Annotated in this window: 18 protein-coding genes; 7 read left to right on the top strand and 11 right to left on the bottom strand. The window is 71.3% G+C overall.

Going from position 1 to position 17267, the window contains the following annotated elements; genetic code table 11:
• The first annotated feature begins 6 nt into the window (after window positions 1–6).
• On the top strand, window positions 7–1698 hold the full coding sequence (groL, locus tag AB0M30_RS05860; RefSeq protein ID WP_364580384.1) for a chaperonin GroEL: 1692 nt from the start codon (window positions 7–9) through the stop codon (window positions 1696–1698).
• A gap of 76 nt (window positions 1699–1774) precedes the next feature.
• Here the strand turns inward: groL and AB0M30_RS05865 are convergent, their stop codons facing one another.
• Complete coding sequence (locus tag AB0M30_RS05865; protein WP_364580387.1) at window positions 1775–2374, bottom strand: hypothetical protein; 600 nt, start codon at window positions 2372–2374, stop codon at window positions 1775–1777.
• Between the two features lie 133 nt (window positions 2375–2507).
• On the opposite strand from AB0M30_RS05865, the gene AB0M30_RS05870 reads away from it, so the two are divergent.
• From AB0M30_RS05870 to AB0M30_RS05880, 3 genes are read left to right on the top strand one after another with little or no spacing between them, the layout of a single operon-like run.
• The gene (locus tag AB0M30_RS05870; protein WP_364580390.1) at window positions 2508–3149 is read left to right on the top strand and encodes a GNAT family N-acetyltransferase; all 642 of its coding nucleotides are present in this window, start codon (window positions 2508–2510) and stop codon (window positions 3147–3149) included.
• Window positions 3091–3603 (top strand): TetR/AcrR family transcriptional regulator, encoded by a 513-nt coding sequence (locus AB0M30_RS05875; protein ID WP_364580508.1) that lies wholly within the window; start codon window positions 3091–3093, stop codon window positions 3601–3603. The genes AB0M30_RS05870 and AB0M30_RS05875 overlap by 59 nt, the downstream gene beginning before the upstream one ends.
• 1 nt (window position 3604) lies before the next feature.
• Window positions 3605–4108 (top strand): GNAT family N-acetyltransferase, encoded by a 504-nt coding sequence (locus tag AB0M30_RS05880; protein ID WP_364580393.1) that lies wholly within the window; start codon window positions 3605–3607, stop codon window positions 4106–4108.
• Here the strand turns inward: AB0M30_RS05880 and AB0M30_RS05885 are convergent.
• Window positions 4105–5235 carry an epoxide hydrolase family protein gene (locus AB0M30_RS05885; protein ID WP_364580396.1) on the bottom strand — a complete coding sequence of 377 codons (1131 nt, stop codon included), beginning with the start codon at window positions 5233–5235 and terminating at the stop codon, window positions 4105–4107. The two genes, AB0M30_RS05880 and AB0M30_RS05885, sit on opposite strands and share 4 nt — an antisense overlap.
• Before the next feature lie 61 nt (window positions 5236–5296).
• Between AB0M30_RS05885 and AB0M30_RS05890 the strand changes: the two genes are divergently transcribed.
• Entirely contained in the window at window positions 5297–6229 is a 933-nt protein-coding gene (locus AB0M30_RS05890; protein ID WP_364580399.1) for a WYL domain-containing protein, read from the top strand.
• A gap of 27 nt (window positions 6230–6256) precedes the next feature.
• On the opposite strand, the gene AB0M30_RS05895 is transcribed toward AB0M30_RS05890, so the two are convergent.
• Genes AB0M30_RS05895 through AB0M30_RS05905 form a run of 3 tightly spaced genes read right to left on the bottom strand, consistent with a single transcriptional unit; the run spans window position 6257 to window position 8530 of the window.
• A complete protein-coding gene (locus tag AB0M30_RS05895) occupies window positions 6257–7039 on the bottom strand; it encodes an SDR family oxidoreductase (protein ID WP_364580402.1) in 783 nt (260 codons plus the stop codon).
• Window positions 7040–7061: 22 nt separating this feature from the next.
• A complete protein-coding gene (locus AB0M30_RS05900) occupies window positions 7062–8045 on the bottom strand; it encodes a glutathione S-transferase C-terminal domain-containing protein (RefSeq protein WP_364580405.1) in 984 nt (327 codons plus the stop codon).
• A gap of 8 nt (window positions 8046–8053) precedes the next feature.
• Window positions 8054–8530, bottom strand: a complete 477-nt coding sequence (locus tag AB0M30_RS05905) for a MarR family winged helix-turn-helix transcriptional regulator (RefSeq protein ID WP_364580407.1) — start codon at window positions 8528–8530, stop codon at window positions 8054–8056.
• Window positions 8531–8636: 106 nt separating this feature from the next.
• Here AB0M30_RS05905 and AB0M30_RS05910 point away from each other — a divergent pair, with 106 nt between their 5' ends.
• Entirely contained in the window at window positions 8637–9194 is a 558-nt protein-coding gene (locus AB0M30_RS05910; RefSeq protein WP_364580410.1) for a YceI family protein, read from the top strand.
• Between the two features lie 21 nt (window positions 9195–9215).
• Here the strand turns inward: AB0M30_RS05910 and AB0M30_RS05915 are convergent, their stop codons facing one another.
• Window positions 9216–9818 (bottom strand): TetR/AcrR family transcriptional regulator, encoded by a 603-nt coding sequence (locus AB0M30_RS05915; RefSeq protein WP_364580413.1) that lies wholly within the window; start codon window positions 9816–9818, stop codon window positions 9216–9218.
• Between the two features lie 44 nt (window positions 9819–9862).
• Here AB0M30_RS05915 and AB0M30_RS05920 point away from each other — a divergent pair, with 44 nt between their 5' ends.
• Window positions 9863–10801, top strand: a complete 939-nt coding sequence (locus AB0M30_RS05920) for a pentapeptide repeat-containing protein (protein WP_364580416.1) — start codon at window positions 9863–9865, stop codon at window positions 10799–10801.
• Here AB0M30_RS05920 and AB0M30_RS05925 read toward each other — a convergent pair.
• The 5 genes from AB0M30_RS05925 to AB0M30_RS05945 form a co-directional block, all read right to left on the bottom strand.
• Window positions 10788–12791 carry a TIM-barrel domain-containing protein gene (locus tag AB0M30_RS05925; RefSeq protein ID WP_364580418.1) on the bottom strand — a complete coding sequence of 668 codons (2004 nt, stop codon included), beginning with the start codon at window positions 12789–12791 and terminating at the stop codon, window positions 10788–10790. The genes AB0M30_RS05920 and AB0M30_RS05925 overlap by 14 nt on opposite strands.
• Before the next feature lie 110 nt (window positions 12792–12901).
• A complete protein-coding gene (locus AB0M30_RS05930) occupies window positions 12902–13717 on the bottom strand; it encodes a carbohydrate ABC transporter permease (protein WP_364580421.1) in 816 nt (271 codons plus the stop codon).
• 88 nt (window positions 13718–13805) lie between these two features.
• Complete coding sequence (locus AB0M30_RS05935) at window positions 13806–14744, bottom strand: sugar ABC transporter permease (protein ID WP_364580424.1); 939 nt, start codon at window positions 14742–14744, stop codon at window positions 13806–13808.
• A complete protein-coding gene (locus tag AB0M30_RS05940) occupies window positions 14741–15973 on the bottom strand; it encodes a sugar ABC transporter substrate-binding protein (protein WP_364580426.1) in 1233 nt (410 codons plus the stop codon). Before AB0M30_RS05940 ends, AB0M30_RS05935 begins: the two co-directional genes overlap by 4 nt.
• Before the next feature lie 52 nt (window positions 15974–16025).
• Window positions 16026–17033, bottom strand: a complete 1008-nt coding sequence (locus AB0M30_RS05945; protein WP_364580429.1) for a LacI family DNA-binding transcriptional regulator — start codon at window positions 17031–17033, stop codon at window positions 16026–16028.
• Between the last annotated feature and the right edge of the window lie 234 nt (window positions 17034–17267).

Genomic DNA, 17267 nt, shown 5'->3' on the forward strand with positions numbered 1-17267 from the left:
CCGCACATGGCGAAGGAACTGCGGTTCGGCGCGGAGGCCCGCGACCTGCTGCTGGCGGGCGTCGACAAGCTGGCCGAAGCGGTCAAGTCCACGTTGGGCCCCAAGGGCCGCAACGTGATCATCGAGAAGATCACCGGCTCGCCGGTGGTCACCAACGACGGCGTCACCATCGCCCGCGAGATCCACCTGAAGAACCAGTTCGAGAACATGGGCGCGCAGCTGGTCAAGGAAGCGGCGATCAAGACCAACGACGTCGTCGGCGACGGCACGACCACGGCGACCGTGCTGGCCCAGGCGATCGTCCGCGAAGGCATGCGGGCGATCTCGGCCGGCGGCAACCCGGTGCTGGTCAAGCGCGGCATCGACCACGCCGTCGGCCTGCTGGTGGCGCACCTGGAGAAGCGGGCCCACCCGGTGGTGTCCGAACAGGACTACGCCCGGGTGGCGGCGATCTCGGCCAACGACGACGACGCTGTCGGCGCGGTGATCGCCAAGGCCCTGCACACCGTCGGCGACGGCGGGGTGGTGACGGTCGAGGAGTCGCCGACGATCGGGATGAGCGTCGAGTTCGTCGAAGGGTTCGAGTTCGACAACGGCTACCTCTCGCCGTACCTGGTCACCGACCCGGGGCGGCTGGAAGCGGTGCTCGACGACCCGTACATCCTGATGTGCGCGGAGAAGATCACCAAGGTGCAGCAGCTGATGCCGTTGCTCGACAAGGTGATGCGGGCGCCCCGGCCGCTGGTGGTGATCGGCGAGACGGTCGAGGGCACGGCGCTGTCCATGCTGGTGCACAACCACATGAACGGCACCTTCCAGTCGGTCGCCGTCCGCGCGCCGGGCTTCGGCGACCGGCGGCTGCACAAGCTGGAGGACCTCGCGGCGATCGTCGGCGGCGCGGTGCTCTCGCGGCAGTCCGGCTTCACGATGGAGACGATGACCCTCGAGCACCTCGGCCGGGCCAAGCAGGTCCGGGTCACCGAGAACCGCACCACGATCGTCGGCGGCGCGGGTTCATCGGAGGCGGTGGACTTCCGGGTCGGGCAGCTGCGGGCGGAGCTGGAGCGCGCGCAGTTCGGCGTCGACGAAGACGTTCTGACCGAGCGGATCGGGGCACTGACCGGCAAGGTCGCGGTCGTCCGCGTCGGCGCGGCCACCCCGGCCGAGCTGAAGGAGCTGCAGCACCGGGTCGAAGACGCGTTGTCGGCGACCCGGGCGGCGATGGCCGAGGGCATCGTGGCCGGCGGGGGAGCGGCGCTGCTGCACGCCGAGAAGGCGTTGGAGGGTCTCGGGCTGGAGGGTGACCAGGCGATCGGCGTCGAGATCGTCCGGCGGGCGCTGGCCGAACCGGCGTTCCTCATCGCGTACAACGCGGGCCACCCGGCCCACGAGATCGTCGCGCGCACCCGGGAACTCGGCGACGACGAGGGCTTCGACGCCCTGCACGACCGCTTCGGGGACATGATCGCCCTCGGGGTGGTCGACCCGCTGCGGGTGTGCCGGTCCGCCGTGCAGAACGGCGCTTCGGTGGCGGGCCTGCTGCTCACGACGAACTCGCTGATCGCCGAGGAGCAGACCCCGTGGGGCGGCAGCGCGGCCCTGATGACCGAGTTCGGCCCGCTGGACGAGGGCCTGCACCAGCCCTCGCCCGACGCGAGCACGCCGCAGTCCCTCGGAATGGGCCCCTCCGTCGGCTGAGCTGCCCGTCCCTCAGCCCGCGGAGTGCGGAGGTTTCCCCGCCGGTGTCCTGAGCCCCGGCGGGGAGTCCTCCGGCTCAGGGAGCGAGCCCGTGCCGGGCCAGTTCGTGCCCGGCGAGCTTCTCGATGACGTCCCGGTCGCGCTCCCGCCAGCCGGTGGCCGGTTCGCCCACCGAAGCCAGGCGCCCCAACGGCTGTGTGGCGAGGGCCCGCAGGGCCAGCAGGTCGAGCCCCTCGTCGCCGAGGGTTCGCAGCCGCGCGGCCGCCGTGGCGCGGCGGGCGTAGCGCCAGCGCAGCGGCAGCCACGTCACCAGGAGCGTCAGCACCGGCAGGGCGATGATGATCGCCGCCATCCACCAGGCCAGGTTCTCGACGGCTTCGATCTGCCAGCGGCCCGCGTCCGTCAGCTTGGTCCCGACGTCCGAACCGCCGTGGAGGGCCTTCGCGAGCGCGTCCCCGACGAGCGGGATGCCGTCGGCGGAGTTCGCGGCGGAGTCGAAGGTGCCGCGCAGGCCGGTGCCGGCGTCGACGAGGCCGTCGCCGGGCGCCCGGAGCTTCATGATCTGGTCGTACACCGAAGTCCCCAGCCACACCGCGACGACGATGAGCAGCACGGCCAGGAGATCGCTGACGAGCTGGGCGGTACGGCGGATCGGCCGTTCGGCGTAGAGCTGCATCGGGGGGACGCCTTTCGCGGTGGGGGAGCGCGGCCACGGCAACGTACCCGCGTCCCCTCGGGGCGAACCGGGCCCGGTGGGCTATGACGGCGGTCATAGTGTGTTCCCCGTCGCGGTGTGCTCTCATGGGGCTATGACCACTGTCATAGAGGTCGCGCACCGCGAGTGCGTCGCCGCGCTGGTCGCGGCTTGCTCGCCGGACAGTCTCCGGCGCCGGTTCATGATGGGCGGCCCCGCCCGGCCGGCCGAGGTCTTCCAGCGATACCAGCGGTTTCTGCTCGCCGGGCCGCCGGACGGCGCCGCACTGCTCGCCTCCCGCGGCGGCCGCCCGGTGGGCCTGCTCAACTTCGTCTCCGAGACGCCGGGGGAGGCGGAGATCGGGATCCTCGTCGCCGACGCGTGGCAGCGGCAGGGGATCGGCAGCGCGCTGAGCCGGTGGTTGTGGGCGTCCGGGCGCTGGGCGGGCTGGACCGTGCGGGCCACCGTCCAGGCCGGGAACGCCGGCGCCGAGGCACTCCTGCTGGGCCAGGGGTTCCGGCCGGTGCCGTCGTACGAACGCGGCGAACGCGACTTCGCGCTGGTCGTGCCGGACTGGGCTACCATGACGGACGTCATGAAGGAGGCGGTCGATGACCAGGACACCGCGCGAGCGGATGGTGCTCAGCGCCGCGCAGCTGGTGCGGATCCAGGGTGTCGGGGCGACCGGCATGCGGGACGTGGTCGCCCACGCCGAAGCACCGCGGGGGTCCCTGCAGCACTACTTCCCCGGCGGTAAGGACCAGTTGATCGCCGAAGCCGTCACCTGGGCGGGCGATTACGCCGCCCGGCGCGTGACGCGCGCGGCGGCCAAGCTCGAAGACCCGACGCCGGGCAAGCTGTTCGCGGCCATGGCCGCGCAGTGGCAGGACGAGTTCACGACGTCGGGCTTCGACGCCGGCTGCCCGCTGGTCGCGACGGTCGCCGACACGGCAGCCACCAGTGACACCCTGCGCGAAGCGGTGGGCAAGGCGTTCGAAGGCTGGCAGCGCCCGGTCGCCGCGACGCTCGAGCAGCTGGGCGTGCCACCGGCCCGCAGCGCGTCCCTGGCGGTGCTCATGCTCAGCGCACTGGAGGGCGCGATCGTCCTGGCCCGCGCCCACCGGGACATCGCGCCGCTGGAGACGGTGGTCGCCGAACTGCGGCCGTTGCTCGACGGCGCCGTGGACCGGCGCCGCCGCCGCGAAATCTGACGTGGCCACTTACGGCCCGATGTCGCTCCACCACACGACGAAGCGGCTGGTCTTGCGGCCGTGGCGCGAGTCCGACGCCGAGGATCTCCGCGCCCTGCACGCCGAACGCGGCACCGGGACGCCCGCGCTCGACGAAATCCGGGCACTCATCGCGAAGCAGCTCACCGCGACGGAGACGACCGGGATCACCCTGCTGCCCATCCAGCGCCGCGCCGAAGGCGACTTCATCGGCTATTGCGGGCTGATCATCGGCCGCGCCACCCTCGACGAACCCGAGATCGCGTACGAGCTGTTCCGGCGAGCGCACGGAAACGGCTACGCCACCGAGGCCGCCACCGCGGTGCTCGAAGCCGCAACGGCGACCGGGCGGAGGCGGCTCTGGGCGACCGTCGGCGCGGGGAACGCCCCGTCGCTCCGCGTGCTCGGGAAGCTCGGGTTCGAAGAGCATCACGTGTCCACTGAGGACAGCGGGGTGGTCGTCTGGCTGACTCGCTCCCTGCGCTAGAGCTCCCGGAAGAATTCCCGGATGTCGCCCACCAGCACTTCCGGGGCCTGAAGCGAGGCGAAGTGCCCGCCCGCGTCGTACTCCGACCACCGCGTCACCGTGTTGGACAGCTCGGCCAGTCCCCGCAGTGCGTGGTCGCCCCGGAAGTTCGCCACCGCCGTCGGGACGCCGGACGGGGCCGGGCGCTCGCCCCAGCCGTCCTGGCCCGCTTCCAGGTACAGGCGCGCCGCCGAGCCCGCGGTGCCGGTGAGCCAGAAGATCGTCACGTTCGTGAGGATGGCGTCCCGGTCTACCGGCGTCTGGTTCGTGGTGGTGGGGTCCCAGTCGACGAACCACTCGAGGTTCCACGCGAGCTGCCCGGCGGGGGAGTCGTTGAGCGCGTAGGCGAGGGTCTGCGGGCGGGTGGCCATCTGCGTGGCGTAGCCGGAGTGGGCGTACCACCAGGTCTGGTTCTCCCGCGCCCGCTTCCGGTCCTCTTCGGACAGTCGCTCGAGGTCGCCGGGAGCGGTCGGCACCCCGGCGTTGGCGACGGCGTTGACGTGCACGCCCAGCACCGCTTCGGGGGCGACCCGGCCGAGTTCGGGGGAGACGATGCTGCCGAAGTCGCCACCCTGGGCGCCGTAGCGTTCGTAGCCGAGCCGCCGCATCAGCTCGGCCCAGGCCCGGGCGGTTCGGCGGGTGTTCCAGCCGCGGTCGCCGGTGGGGCCGGAGAAGGCGAACCCGGGCACGGAGGGTGCGACGACGTGGAAGGCGTCCTTCGGGTCGCCGCCGTGGGCGCGGGGGTCGGTGAGCGGGCCGAGGACGTCGAGGAAGTCCGCGACGGTGCTCGGCCAGCCGTGGGTCATGATCAGCGGGGTGGCGCCGGGTTCGGGGGAGCGGACGTGCAGGAAATGGATGCGCTGGCCGTCGATGGTGGTCGTGAACTGCGGGAACGCGTTGAGCCGGGCCTCCTGGGCTCGCCAGTCGAAGCCGGTGCGCCAGTACCCGGCGAGCTCGCGGAGGTAGGGCTCGCTGACGCCGTAAGCCCACCCGGCGCCGGGCAGTTCGCCCGGCCAGCGGGTGCGGGCGAGCCGGTGGTGCAGCTCGTCGAGGTCGGCCTGCGGGACGTCGATGCGGAAGGGATCCATGGCCGCACTCTGTCGCCCATGTAGGACAGGAACGGTCCTCGATGTCCGGCAGACTTGCCCCATGCGCGAAACCCCCGGCCGGCTGCTCCGCTTGCTGTCGCTGCTCCAGATGCACCGCGACTGGTCCGGCACCGAACTGGCGGACCGCCTCGGCGTGACCACCCGGACCGTCCGCCGCGACGTCGGCCGCCTGCGCGATCTGGGCTACCCGGTGCACGCGGCGATGGGCCCGATCGGCGGCTACCGCCTCGGCGCCGGCGCCGAGCTGCCCCCGCTGCTGCTCGACGACGACGAGGCGGTCGCGGTGGTGGTCGGCCTGCACGCCGGCGGCGTTTCGGGCCTGGCGGAGGCGTCGCTGCGGGCGTTGACGAAGGTGGAGCAGGTCCTGCCGTCCCGGCTGCGCCACCGCGTGGCGGCGCTGGAGGCGAGCTTGCTGGCGCTCCCGGTCCGCGGCCCGGTGGTGGCGGCGGAGGTGCTGACCGCGGTGTCGGCGGCGATCCGCGCGTCGGAGACCCTGCGGTTCGACTACGTGAGCCACGACGGCGGCGAGTCCCGCCGCGCGGTCGAGCCGCACCGCCTGGTCTCGTGGGGCCGCCGCTGGTACCTGGTCGGCTGGGACACCGGCCGCGCGGACTGGCGGACGTTCCGCGCGGACCGCCTCTCGTTGCGCACGCCGAACGGACCCCGCTTCAGCCACCGCGAGCCCCCGGACGGCGACCTCACGGCGTACCTCAAGCGCACGATGGGCCGCGACATGTGGCCCTTGCGCGCGGTCTTGAAGCTCCACGCGCCGGCCGAGGAGGTGGCCGGCCGCGTCGACGGCGAGGTGACCGCGCTGGATTCGAAGACCTGCCGGCTCGAGCTGGCTTCGGATTCGTGGGACATCGTGGCGTTCGTCGTGGGGATGCTGGACGTGCCGTTCGAGGTGGAGTCGCCTCCGGAGCTGAGCGAGCGGCTCGAGGTGCTTTCGGCGCGGTACGCCGCAGCGACCTAGGGGAGCCGCGGGGGCGAAGCTGCGGGCTCAGGTGTGCGTGCCGCCGTCGATGCGGATTTCCGTTCCCGTGATGAACTTGCCGTCGTCGGAAGCCAGCATCGCCACCACTCCCGCCACCGTCTCCGGGCCCGCCACCGCGTTGCCCACTTCCGTCGTGAACTCCGTCGGGAGGATCGGCAGCAGCCGCCCGAACAGGGAAAAGTCCACGTTCTGGGGCAGCCAGCTCGCCGCCGAGTCCGTGATGCCGCTCTTCACGCTGCCCGGGGCGATGCTGACCGCGCGCAGGCCCTGCTTGCCGTACTCCAGGGCCAGCGAGTGCGTGAACGCCTGGATGCCGCCCTTGCTCGCGCTGTACGCCGCCATGTACGGGTGGGCGAACGAGGCCGAGGTCGAACTGAAGTTCACCACCACGCCGTTCGGCGATTCGAGCAGGGCCGGCAGAGCCGCGCGGGTCACCAGGAACGTGCCCGTCAGGTTCACCGCCAGCACCCGGTTCCACAGCTCCAGCGACGTCTCGTGCGTGTGCGACGCCAGCAGGATCCCGGCCGCGTTGACCACCACGTCGAGGCCGCCGAGCACGTCGACCGCCGACTTCACCCCGAAGGCCACCGACGCCTCGTCGGCCACGTCCATGACGTACGTCGTCAAGCCTTCGAGGTGCGCGGCCTGCTGGGTGCCGATCAGGCCTTCTTCGGAGACGTCGGTGCCGATGACCTGGGCCCCCTCCTCCATCAGGCGGAGCGTGGTGGCCCGGCCGATGCCGGAACCGGCGCCGGTGACCAGGACTCGGCGATCGCGCAGGCGTTCCATGGCGATCACCGTAGCCAAGAACTCAGAGCTCGGGCACCCGCTCACCGGCCGGCGGCGGACCCGGCGGCGTCCCGTCGCCGAACGGGCGGCCACCCAGCTCCTCGCGGCCGTGCGGGGTCAGCCAGCCGCTCGGGTCCGGGCCCAGTGGCACGATCCCAGTCGGGTTCACGTTCTTGTGCACCACGTAGTAGTGCTCCTTGATCTGCGCGAAGTCGATCGTGTCACCGAACCCCGGCGTCTGGAACAGGTCGCGCGTGTACGCCCACAGCACCGGCAGCTCGGCCAGCTTCTGCCGGTTGCACTTGAAGTGGCCGTGGTACACCGCGTCGAACCGGACCAGCGTGGTGAAGAGCCGGATGTCCGCTTCGGTGATCGTGTCGCCGACCAGGTAGCGCTGGGTGGCGAGCCGCTCGGAAAGCCAGTCCAGCCGGGCGAACAGCTTCCGGTACGAGTGCTCGTACGCCTCCTGGGAGCGCGCGAACCCGCACTGGTACACCGCGTTGTTGACGTCGGTGAACACCTTCTGCGCCACGTCGTCGATCTCGTCCCGCAGCTTCTCGGGGTACAGCTCGGGCGCACCGGAACGGTGGTACGCCGTCCACTCGGTCGACATGTCCAGCGTCATCTGCGCGAAGTCGTTGGTGACGACCTGGCCGCTCGGGACGTCGACGAACGCCGGGACCGTGATGCCGCGCGGGTAGTCCGGGTCGCGCTTGAAGAACGCCTCCTGCAGGCGCTCGATGCCGAGGACCGGGTCCCGGCCGTCGGGGTCCAGGTCGAAGCTCCAGCTGCGCTCGTCGTGCACCGGGCCCGCGATCCCCATCGACAGCACCGGCTCGAGGCCGAGCAGGCGGCGCACGATCACCGCGCGGTTCGCCCACGGGCACGCCCGCGCCACCACCAGCCGGTAGCGGTCCGGCTCGACCGGCCAGCCGTCGCGGCCGTCGGCCGTGATGCGGTCCGGGAGGTAGTTCAGGTCGCGCTTGTACTCGCCCTTGTCGGTCATCGGCGTCCTCAGCAGTCGTCGGTCGGGGGAGTGGTTTCCAGGGCCGCGGCCAGCCGGGCCAGCACCGGCCCGGCCGTGCGGATGTCCTCGGCGCCCAGGTGGTCGAACACCGAAGCCCGCACGCGGGCGAGGTGGCCCGGGTAGGCCGCCTCCAGTCTGGCCAATCCCGCCTCGGTCAGCACGGCGTTGGACGCGCGGCCGTCCTCCGCGCAGCGGCGCTTCTCGACCAGGCCGCGGCGGGTCAGGTCGTCGACGACCCGGCTGATCCGGCTCAGCGACAGCCCGGTGGTCGCGGCCAGCGCCGAGATGCGGAGCAGGCGATCGGAGGCTTCGGACAGCGCGACCAGCACCCCGTAGTCGGTGATCGCGAGCCCGGTCTCGGGCAGGAACTGGTCCTCGAGCGCGCGCGGCAGCGCCGTCATGATGCGCATCAGCGGCCGCCAGAACGCGGTTTCGTCGGCGTCGAGCGCGGAGATATCACCCATACGGCGACTCTACCGAAAGCTTGCTTGCGCAACCAGCCAAAGTGAGTAGGGTGTCGTTGAACCCTCAATCACAGGGGGGCGCCACTACGAGGAGAGAAGAACCGAGATGACCAGCGCGACCACCTACCCCCAGCTGACCGGCGAATACACCATCGACCCCGCGCACTCGCGGATCGGGTTCGTCGCCCGGCACGCCATGGTGACCAAGGTGCGCGGCAGCTTCAACGAGTTCACCGGCTCCGCCACCATCGACGGCGACGCGCCGGAGAAGTCGTCCGCCCAGGTCACCATCCAGGCCCACAGCATCGACACCCGCAACGCCGACCGCGACGGGCACCTGAAGAGCAACGACTTCCTGGCGATGGACGAGTACCCGCAGATCACCTTCGCCTCGACCGAGATCAAGCAGACCGGCGAGACCAGCTTCGAGGTCACCGGTGACCTGACCGTCAAGGACGTCACCCGTTCGGTGACCATCCCGATCGAGTTCGAGGGCGCCGCGAAGGACCCGTTCGGCAACGACCGCATCGGCTTCGAAGGCTCCACCACGATCAGCCGCAAGGACTACGGCATCACCTGGAACGCCGCCCTCGAGACCGGTGGCGTGCTGGTGAGCGACAAGGTCACGCTGGAGTTCGAGATCTCCGCGATCAAGTCCGCCTGATCCCGGGAGCGGGAACCGGGCTCACCGGTTCCCGCTCGCCCGCAGGTTGCCGATGCCGACGTCGAGCGCCGCTTCGAGGTGATCGATGCGGCCGGTCGACAGCATCACCACCACGCCGCCCTGGATGCCGGCCAGCAGGGCGGCGGCCGCGCGCCCGGTGTCCAGGTCCGGGCCGACCTCGCCGGCTTTCTGCAGGTGGCGGATGCCCGCCTCGATCTCGTCCTGCCAGCGCCGCAGCAGTTCGGTCACCACCGCCTGCGCGCCCGGCGTCACGCGGCCGAGCTGGGAGAGCAGCACGTTGAGCGGGCAGTGCCGGCCACGGCTGTCGTAGTGCGAGACGACCGTGTCGCGCCACCGCTGCCACGCCGCCCACGACGTCAGGCTGCCCAGCTGGGGCTGCTGGACCGCCAGGACCTGGTCGGCCTCGTAGCGCGCGACCGCCAGCAGGAGCTCTTCCTTGCCGTCCGGGAAGTAGTGGAACAGCTGGCTCTTGCTGGTCCCCGTCCGCGCCCGGACGTCGTCGAGCGTCGTGACGGCGACCCCGCGCTCGCGGATCTCCGCCGCGGCGCCTTCGACGATCCGCTGCCGCGTCGCGGCGCCCTTCGGGGTCAGCTTTGGACTCACAGGTCCACTTTAATTCGCTGGCCGGGCCCGGGAGAATTCCGGGTATGTCCACTGTCACGCCGTTCGCGATCCTGGCGCTGATCGGCGCCGTGTCCGGATCGGTCACGGCGTGGCTGCTCCTGCGCCGCGACCGGCCCGCCGAGGTGCTGACCCCGTCGGCGCCGCCGGAGCCCGTGCCCGAGGAAGTCGCTGCTCGGCTGGTGGACGACGAGCGCGCCGCCCGGCTGGCCGCGCTGGCGTCCTTCGCCCGGCAGGCCGACGCTGACCCCGACCTGCGTCAGGAGTGCGTCGGCGAGATCCTCACCCAGTTCCGGTCCGGCTGGCCGGACCCGCCGGCCTGGCAGGCCGAACTGTGGCGGCTCCTGCTGCCGCACCTGCACCCCGGGTCCCCGTGGTTCTGGCCGGGAATGGACCTCGAGCTGGACAGCCTGGTGCTGCACGCGGTCGACCTCCGTGGCTGCGAAGTCCGCGACGCGCGCTTCCACGCCGTGCGGTTCGCCGGCGACGCCCGCTTCGCCGAAGCGGTCTTCACCGGTTTGGTGAGCTTCGAAGGATCCTGCTTCGCCCGCCACGCCCTCTTCGGCAGCGCACGGTTCGGGACGGGCGCCGACTTCGAGAACGCGATCTTCACCGGCACGGCCGGCTTCGCCGGCGTCACCGCCGGCGGCCCGATGTGGTTCGACGCCGCCCGGTTCTCGGCTCGCACGGACTTCACCGCGGCGGCCTTCGGTGACGACGTCTCGTTCGAGGCGACCGGGTTCGCCGGCCGCACGCTCTTCACCGGCAGCCGGTTCGCCGCCGGAGCGCACTTCACCCGGGCCCGCTTCGGCGGCCACGCGGACTTCACGGCCGCGACGGCGGGCGGGTTCGACTTCACCGGAGCCCAGGTCCGGTTGGACGCGCGCGTCGTCCGGACCTGGCCGCCGGGCTGGGCACCCGGCGAGCCCGAGCCGCGGCGGTGGGCCGGCCTCACTCGGCTCTGATCGGCAGGTCCGCCCCGTCGCGGAGGAACACCGGGATCCGCTCCGGCGGGGCCGCCGCCTCGACCCACTCGCCGCCTTCGTGCCGCGAGCCCGTGACCGCGTCCGTCCAGGACGCCCCGGCCGGCAGGTACACCCGGCGCGTGGTGACGCCCGGCTCGAGCACCGGCGCCACCAGCACGTCCGGCCCGAGGAGGAACTGGTCGTCCACGTCCCACGCCGCCGGGTCGGCCGGGAAGTCGACGAACACGGGCCGCATCGGGGGAATGCCCTGCTCGTGCGCCACCCGCATCTGCTCCATCAGGTACGGCCGCAGCCGCTCCCGCAACCGCAGCGAGGCCGTGATCGACTCATACGCAGAAGAACCGAACGACCAGACCTCGTTGGGGCCGCCGGTCATCTCGGGCCCGAACGCCGGGCGTGGGTCGCGGAAGCCGTGCAGGCGGAACAGCGGGCAGAACACCCCGTAGGAGAACCAGCGGACCATCAGCTCCCGGTACTCCGGCGAGTCCGGGTCGCCGCCGTGGAAGCCGCCGATGTCCGTCGTCCACCAGGGGATCCCGGCCAGTGCCACGTTCAGCCCGGCCCGGACCTGCGCCCGCAGCGACGCCCACGTCGCGCCGACGTCACCCGACCAGAGCGCGGCCCCGAAGCGCTGGCTGCCCGCCCACGCCGAGCGGGACAGCAGCACCACTTCGTCGTCGCCCTCGGCGCGGATGCCGTCGTGGAACGTCTGCGCGTTGACCTGCGGGTAGAGGTTGAACACCTCCGCACCCGGGCCGGCGTGGAAGCCGAGGTTGTGCGGGTGGCCCGGCTGGATCTCCGGCTCGTCGCCGTCCAGCCACCACGCGCGCACGCCCAGGTCGTAGTAGTTCTCCTTGACCTTGCTCCAGACGAACCGCCGGGCCTCCGGGTTGGTCGCGTCGTAGAACGCCACCGGCATCTCGACGCCGAACCCCTTGTCCTTCCACGGCGCGTGCGCCGGGACGCCGCTCTCGGCGGCGACCAGCAGACCCCGTTCCTGCAGCTCGCGGTAGTTCTCCGAGAGCGGGTTCACCGACGGCCACACCGAGACCATGAGCTTGACACCGAGTTCGGAAAGCTCGCGCACCAGCCCGGCCGGGTCGGGCCACTCGGCCGGGTCGAACTTCCAGTCGCCGAGGTGCGTCCAGTGGAAGAAGTCCGCCACGATCACCGACAGCGGCAGCCCGCGTTCGTGGTACTCCCGCGCTACGGCGAGCAGCTCCTCCTGGGTGCGGTAGCGCAGCTTCGACTGCCAGAACCCGGCCGCCCACTCCGGCAGCATCGGCGCGTGGCCGGTCGCGTCGGCGTAGTGGCCGAGGATCTGGCGCGGACCGTCGCCGGTGGTGATCCAGTAGTCCAGCTGGCGTGCGTCGTCGGCGACCCAGCGGGTGCCGTTCGCGGCCAGCTCGACCCGGCCGACGGCGGGACTGTTCCACAGGAACCCGTAGCCGCGGCTGGAGAGCAGGAACGGCACCGACACCTCGGCGTTGCGCTGCACCAGGTCGAGCACGAGGCCCTTCTGGTCGAGCCGGCCGTGCGTGTGCTGCCCGAGCCCGAAGAGCCGCTCGTCGTCGTAGGCGCTGAAGCGCTGTTCCAGCCGGCCGTAGCCGTTGCGCGAGGGCATGAACAGCCGCGCGCCGGGCCACCAGAAGTGCGCGCGCTGCTCGGCGAGGAGCTCCTCGCCGGTGTCGGTGCGGACGAACCGCAGCTGCGCGTCGATGCCGGTGTCGGTGTCGGCGATCTCGACGATCGCGGTGAGCGCGCCGTTGACGACCCGGCCGGTCCGTCCCTCGACCGAGGCGGTGGCGGCGGACGGCTTCGCGGGCAGCAGCGCACCCGGGACGTCGTCGAGGATGCGGTGCCGGCCGGCCCGGACGCGCAGGCTGCCGTCGCCCCACGGCTCGATGCGCAGCACCTCGTGCCGCACGCTGACTTCGAGCGAGCGGCCGTCTTCGGTCGTGGCGATCACGCGGTCTCCTAGGAAATCGGTGAGGGTTGTTTTGCCGTCGGCCGCCGCATGACGTCTGTGCTGACCTGCGGCTTACGCTGTGGGGCGCGGCGGCCTGACCAAAACAACCCTCAGTCTTTGACGGCGCCGCTGGTCAGCCCGGCGACGACGTAGCGCTGGGCGACGACCAGCAGGACGGCCGCGGGGATCGCGGCGAGGACGGCGGTGGCCATGATCCCGTTCCAGTCGGCGGACTGGTTGCCGACGAACCGGTAGATGCCCACGGTGATGGGCTCGAACGACTGCCCGGTGGTCAGGGTGACGGCGAACAGGAAGTCCGCCCAGGCGAACAGGAACGAGAACAGCCCGGCGGTGACCAATGCGTTGCGGCTGACCGGCAGGATGATCGAGGCGAAGGTGCGCCAGTACCCGGCACCGTCCACCCGGGACGCTTCGGTCAGCTCCTTCGGCACGGAGATCATGAACGCCCGCAGCAGCAGGATGGCGAACGGGATGGTCGCGGTGGAGTCGGCGAGCACCAGCCCGAGGTAGTTGTCGATCAGGCCGAGGTTGCTGAACACGGTGTAGAGCGCGTTGGCCATCACGATGCCCGGGATCATCTGCACGATGAGCAGGACGAACACCAGCGCCGGGCCGCCGCGCACCTTGAGCTGGGCCAGCGCGTACGACGCGGGTGCCGCCACCAGCAGCGACACGAGCACCGTGCCGAGCGCGACGACGACGCTGGAGAGCAGGTTGGGCGCCTGCGTCGAGAGGGCCTTGCGGTAGCCGTCCAGCGTGCCGCCGACCGGGAAGAACGCGGGGTCCGGGCGCAGCAGCGCGCCGCTGGGCTGCAGCGAGGCGTTGACCATCCAGTACAGCGGGAACAGCAGCACCGCCACGATCAGCACGCCGGCCACGGTCCGCGGCCAGTTCGCCGTCTTCATGCCGCCTCCTTTTCGGACGCGGCAAGCCGCGGCAGTGTCTTCGCGTCGGCAGGCATGGTGTCTGATGATTCGGACCTGCAAGCAGTCCTCATGCCGCCTCCGCTAGGGTCGCCTTCGCCGAACGCAGGTAGAGCAGCCCGAAGACCGTCGCCACCACGATGAGGACGTTGCCGACCGCGGCGCCCTGCCCGAACGCGAAGTCCTGGAAGGACAGCCGGTAGGACCACGTGGTGAGCGTCTGGGTCGAGCCGGCCGGTCCGCCGCCGGTGACGACCATGATCACGTCGAACACCTTGATCGTGTAGACCAGCCCGAGCATCAGCACGATCCCGGTGACCGGCCGCAGCAGCGGCCAGGTGACGTGCCGGAACCGCTGCCACGCCCCGGCGCCGTCCAGCGCCGCGGCTTCGTAGAGCGACGCCGGGATCGCACGCAGCCCGCCGTGCAGGATCACCAGGTTGAACGGGATGCCGATCCAGATGTTGGTGATGATCACCGCCGGCAGCGCCCAGCTCGTGCTGCTGAGCCACGGCACCGCGTCGAACCCCAGGAACCGCAGGCCCGCGTTGAGCACGCCGTGGTCCTGGTCGAACATCCACCGCCAGACCGCGCCGCTGACCACCAGCGGCAGCAGCCACGGCAGCAGGAGCAGGGACCGCAGCAGCGCGCTGCCGAGGAAGCGGCCGTTGAAGAACACCGCGAGCGCCAGGCCGATGCCGAACTGGAAGACGATCGACCCGGCGGTGAACAGCACCGTGTTGAGCGCCGCCGTCGAGAACAGCGGGTTGTTCAGCACGGCGGCGTAGTTCTCTACACCGACGAAGGGTGCTTCGCCGGTGTAGAACGACTTCACCGTGTAGTTCTGCGTGCTCATCACCAGGTTCGCGGCCAGGGGGTAGCCGAAGAACACGACGACGTAGGCCAGCGCCGGCAGCAGGAACGCCCACGCGGCGAACCGGTTGTCCCGGCGGGACTTCCGGCTCGCGCGGGGTGGCGCCGAGACCGTCGGGGCGGCGGTGACCGTCACGAGCCGCTCGCCTGCTGGGCGGCTTTGAGGGCCTGGTCGACCGGCGTCTTCCCGGTCAGCGCCGCCTGGAGCGCGTCGGCCAGCGCCTGCGAGACCTTGGGGTACTTCTCGCCGAGCTCGGCGGTGCGGGAGCGGGCCGTGCCGACCTCGTCGACGAACGCCTGCATCGCCGGCTGCTCGGTGCCGAACTTCTGGGCCGTGGCCGTCTTCGACGGGATGTAGGCGTGCGCCTTGCTCCACTCGAGCATCGTCGGCTCGGAGAGGATGCAGGAGAGCACCTTGCCGGCGGCCTGCTGAGCGGGCCCGCTGGTCACCGGCACGGTGCCGACCTCACCGCCGAGGGCGACGACCGGCTTGCCGCCGGCCTGCGGGACCGGGATCGGCACGACGCCGTAGTGCAGCGACTTCTGCTCGTCGAGCCGGGCGATGTTCCACGACCCGTTGATCATCATCGCCGTGTTGCCGCTGACGAACTGGTCGGCGACGTCGTTCTGGCTCCAGGTCACCACGGACTTCGACGCCGAGCCGGAGTTCACCAGGTCGGTGACGTACTGGAGTGCCTGGGTCGCCTGCGGCGAGTCCAATTGGGACAGCTCGGCGCCGTTGCTCCAGAAGAACGGCAGGAACTGCCAGGTGCCCTCTTCCGAGGAGATGGCGGAGAAGGAGAGGCCGTACTTGCCGTCCTTGGTCAGCTTCGCCGCGGCGGCCTTCAGCTCGTCCCACGTCTTCGGCGGCTCGACGCCCGCGGCCTGCAGGAGGTCCTTGTTGTAGATCAGCGCGAGGCCGTTGACACCGGGGGCGACGCCGTACAGCTTGTCCTGGTAGGTGCCGGCCTTGGCGATGCTCGGGTAGTAGCCGTCGGTGGTGATGCCGTAGTCGGTCAGCGGGGTCAGCGCGCCGGTGGCGGCGACCTGCTGCAGCGTCGGGTTGTCGGTGAAGAGCAGGTTCGGCAGCGTCTTCGAGCTGGCGCCCTGCAGGACCTTCGGCAGCATCTGGCTGGTCGGCACCTTCTGGCGCTCGATCTTGATCCCGGTCTGCGTGGCGCAGGTGTCGAGGATCTTCTGCCAGGCGGCGGATCCCTGCTCGTCGGCGTAGTAGTCGAGCTCGGTGATCGACGTGGCGGCCGGAGCGCCGGCGCCGTTCGACGCGGACGGGGCCGGGCTGGGGCTGCAGGCGGCCAGCAACGCGGCGCTCGCGGTCAGCACGAGGGCGCGACGGGCTACGGACATGGTGATTCTCCTTCGGCGGCGGAGCAGAACCGGGACTGGTGGTGAGACGGCGCTAGGCGCGGGGCGCGGCGGTGCTCTCGCGCCGCGTCAGGCGGGGCCCGAGCAGCCGGACCTCCGGGGTGGTGTGGCCGGCGAGCCGGCGCATGGTCATTTCGACGGCCTGGGTGCCGACCTCTTCGGCCGGGATGGCCACGTTGGTCAGCGAGACGACGTGCTGCTCGGCCATGCTGTCCGGGCACACGGCGATGACCGAGATGTCCTCGGGCACCCGCAGGCCGCGGTGGCGCAGGTCCGACAGCAGCCCGGGCAGCACGGCCTCGTTGTGCACGACCAGGCCGGTCAGGCCGGGATCGGCGGCGAGCAGCTCGTCGACGCAGGCGCTCACCGCTTCGTAGGAGTGGGCGCACGCGTGGGAGGCCGCACGCAGGTCACGGCTCTGCGTGGCTTCGTCGAAGCCACGCAGGAACCGCGTCGCGTAACTCGTGCCGCGCCGGTAGACGGCCGGGGACGGGCCGATCAGCGCGATCGAGCGGTGGCCGAGCTCGGCCAGGTGCGCGACGCAGGCCGACGCCGCCGCGGTGAAGTCGAGGTCGACGCAGCTCAGCCCGGCCGGGTGGTCGGGCACGCCGATGAGCACCACCGGCAGGTCGAGGGCCAGGAGCATCGGCACCCGCGGGTCGGCGGTTTCGATGTCCATCACCATCAGGGCGTCGGCGATGGCCGAGGACGCCACCCGCTGCAGCGCGGCGGGGCCCTCGTCCTTGGTGAGCAGCAGCAGGTCGTGGTCGTGCGCGCGGGCCGCGGTGACCGCCGAGGCGACGAACTCCATCACGACGGCGACGTTGAGGTCCGTGCGCAGCGGCACGACCAGCGCGAGCACGTTGGTCTTGCTGCTGGCCAGCGCCCGTGCGCCGGCGTGCGGGTGGTAGCCGAGCTTGCGGATGCTGTCCTCGACCAGCCGCCGGGTCTTCGGCGAAATCGAGCGTTTGCCGCTGATCACGTACGACACCGTGCTGGGGGCGACCCCGGCCGCGTTGGCGACGTCGTTGATCGTGACCACGGGCGGCCTCCTGGGGACGGGCGAGCGATGCGGTGTCGAAGCGCATCGACGATGGCACGAAGGTAAGTGACACACGCCGGAAACACAAGCATCATTCGCCGTTCGCCCGCATTCGATTGTATTTCGACAACCGAGGTGTTCGTCGAAATTGTCGAACTGGCCTGCTGGCGGCTGTTCTCGCAGCTCAGCAGGTGCTTGCGGGGATTCGATCAGTGGGCCTGGGAGCGTTCCCAG

This window comes from Amycolatopsis sp. NPDC051716 (assembly GCF_040681595.1).
GTDB lineage: Bacteria > Actinomycetota > Actinomycetes > Mycobacteriales > Pseudonocardiaceae > Amycolatopsis.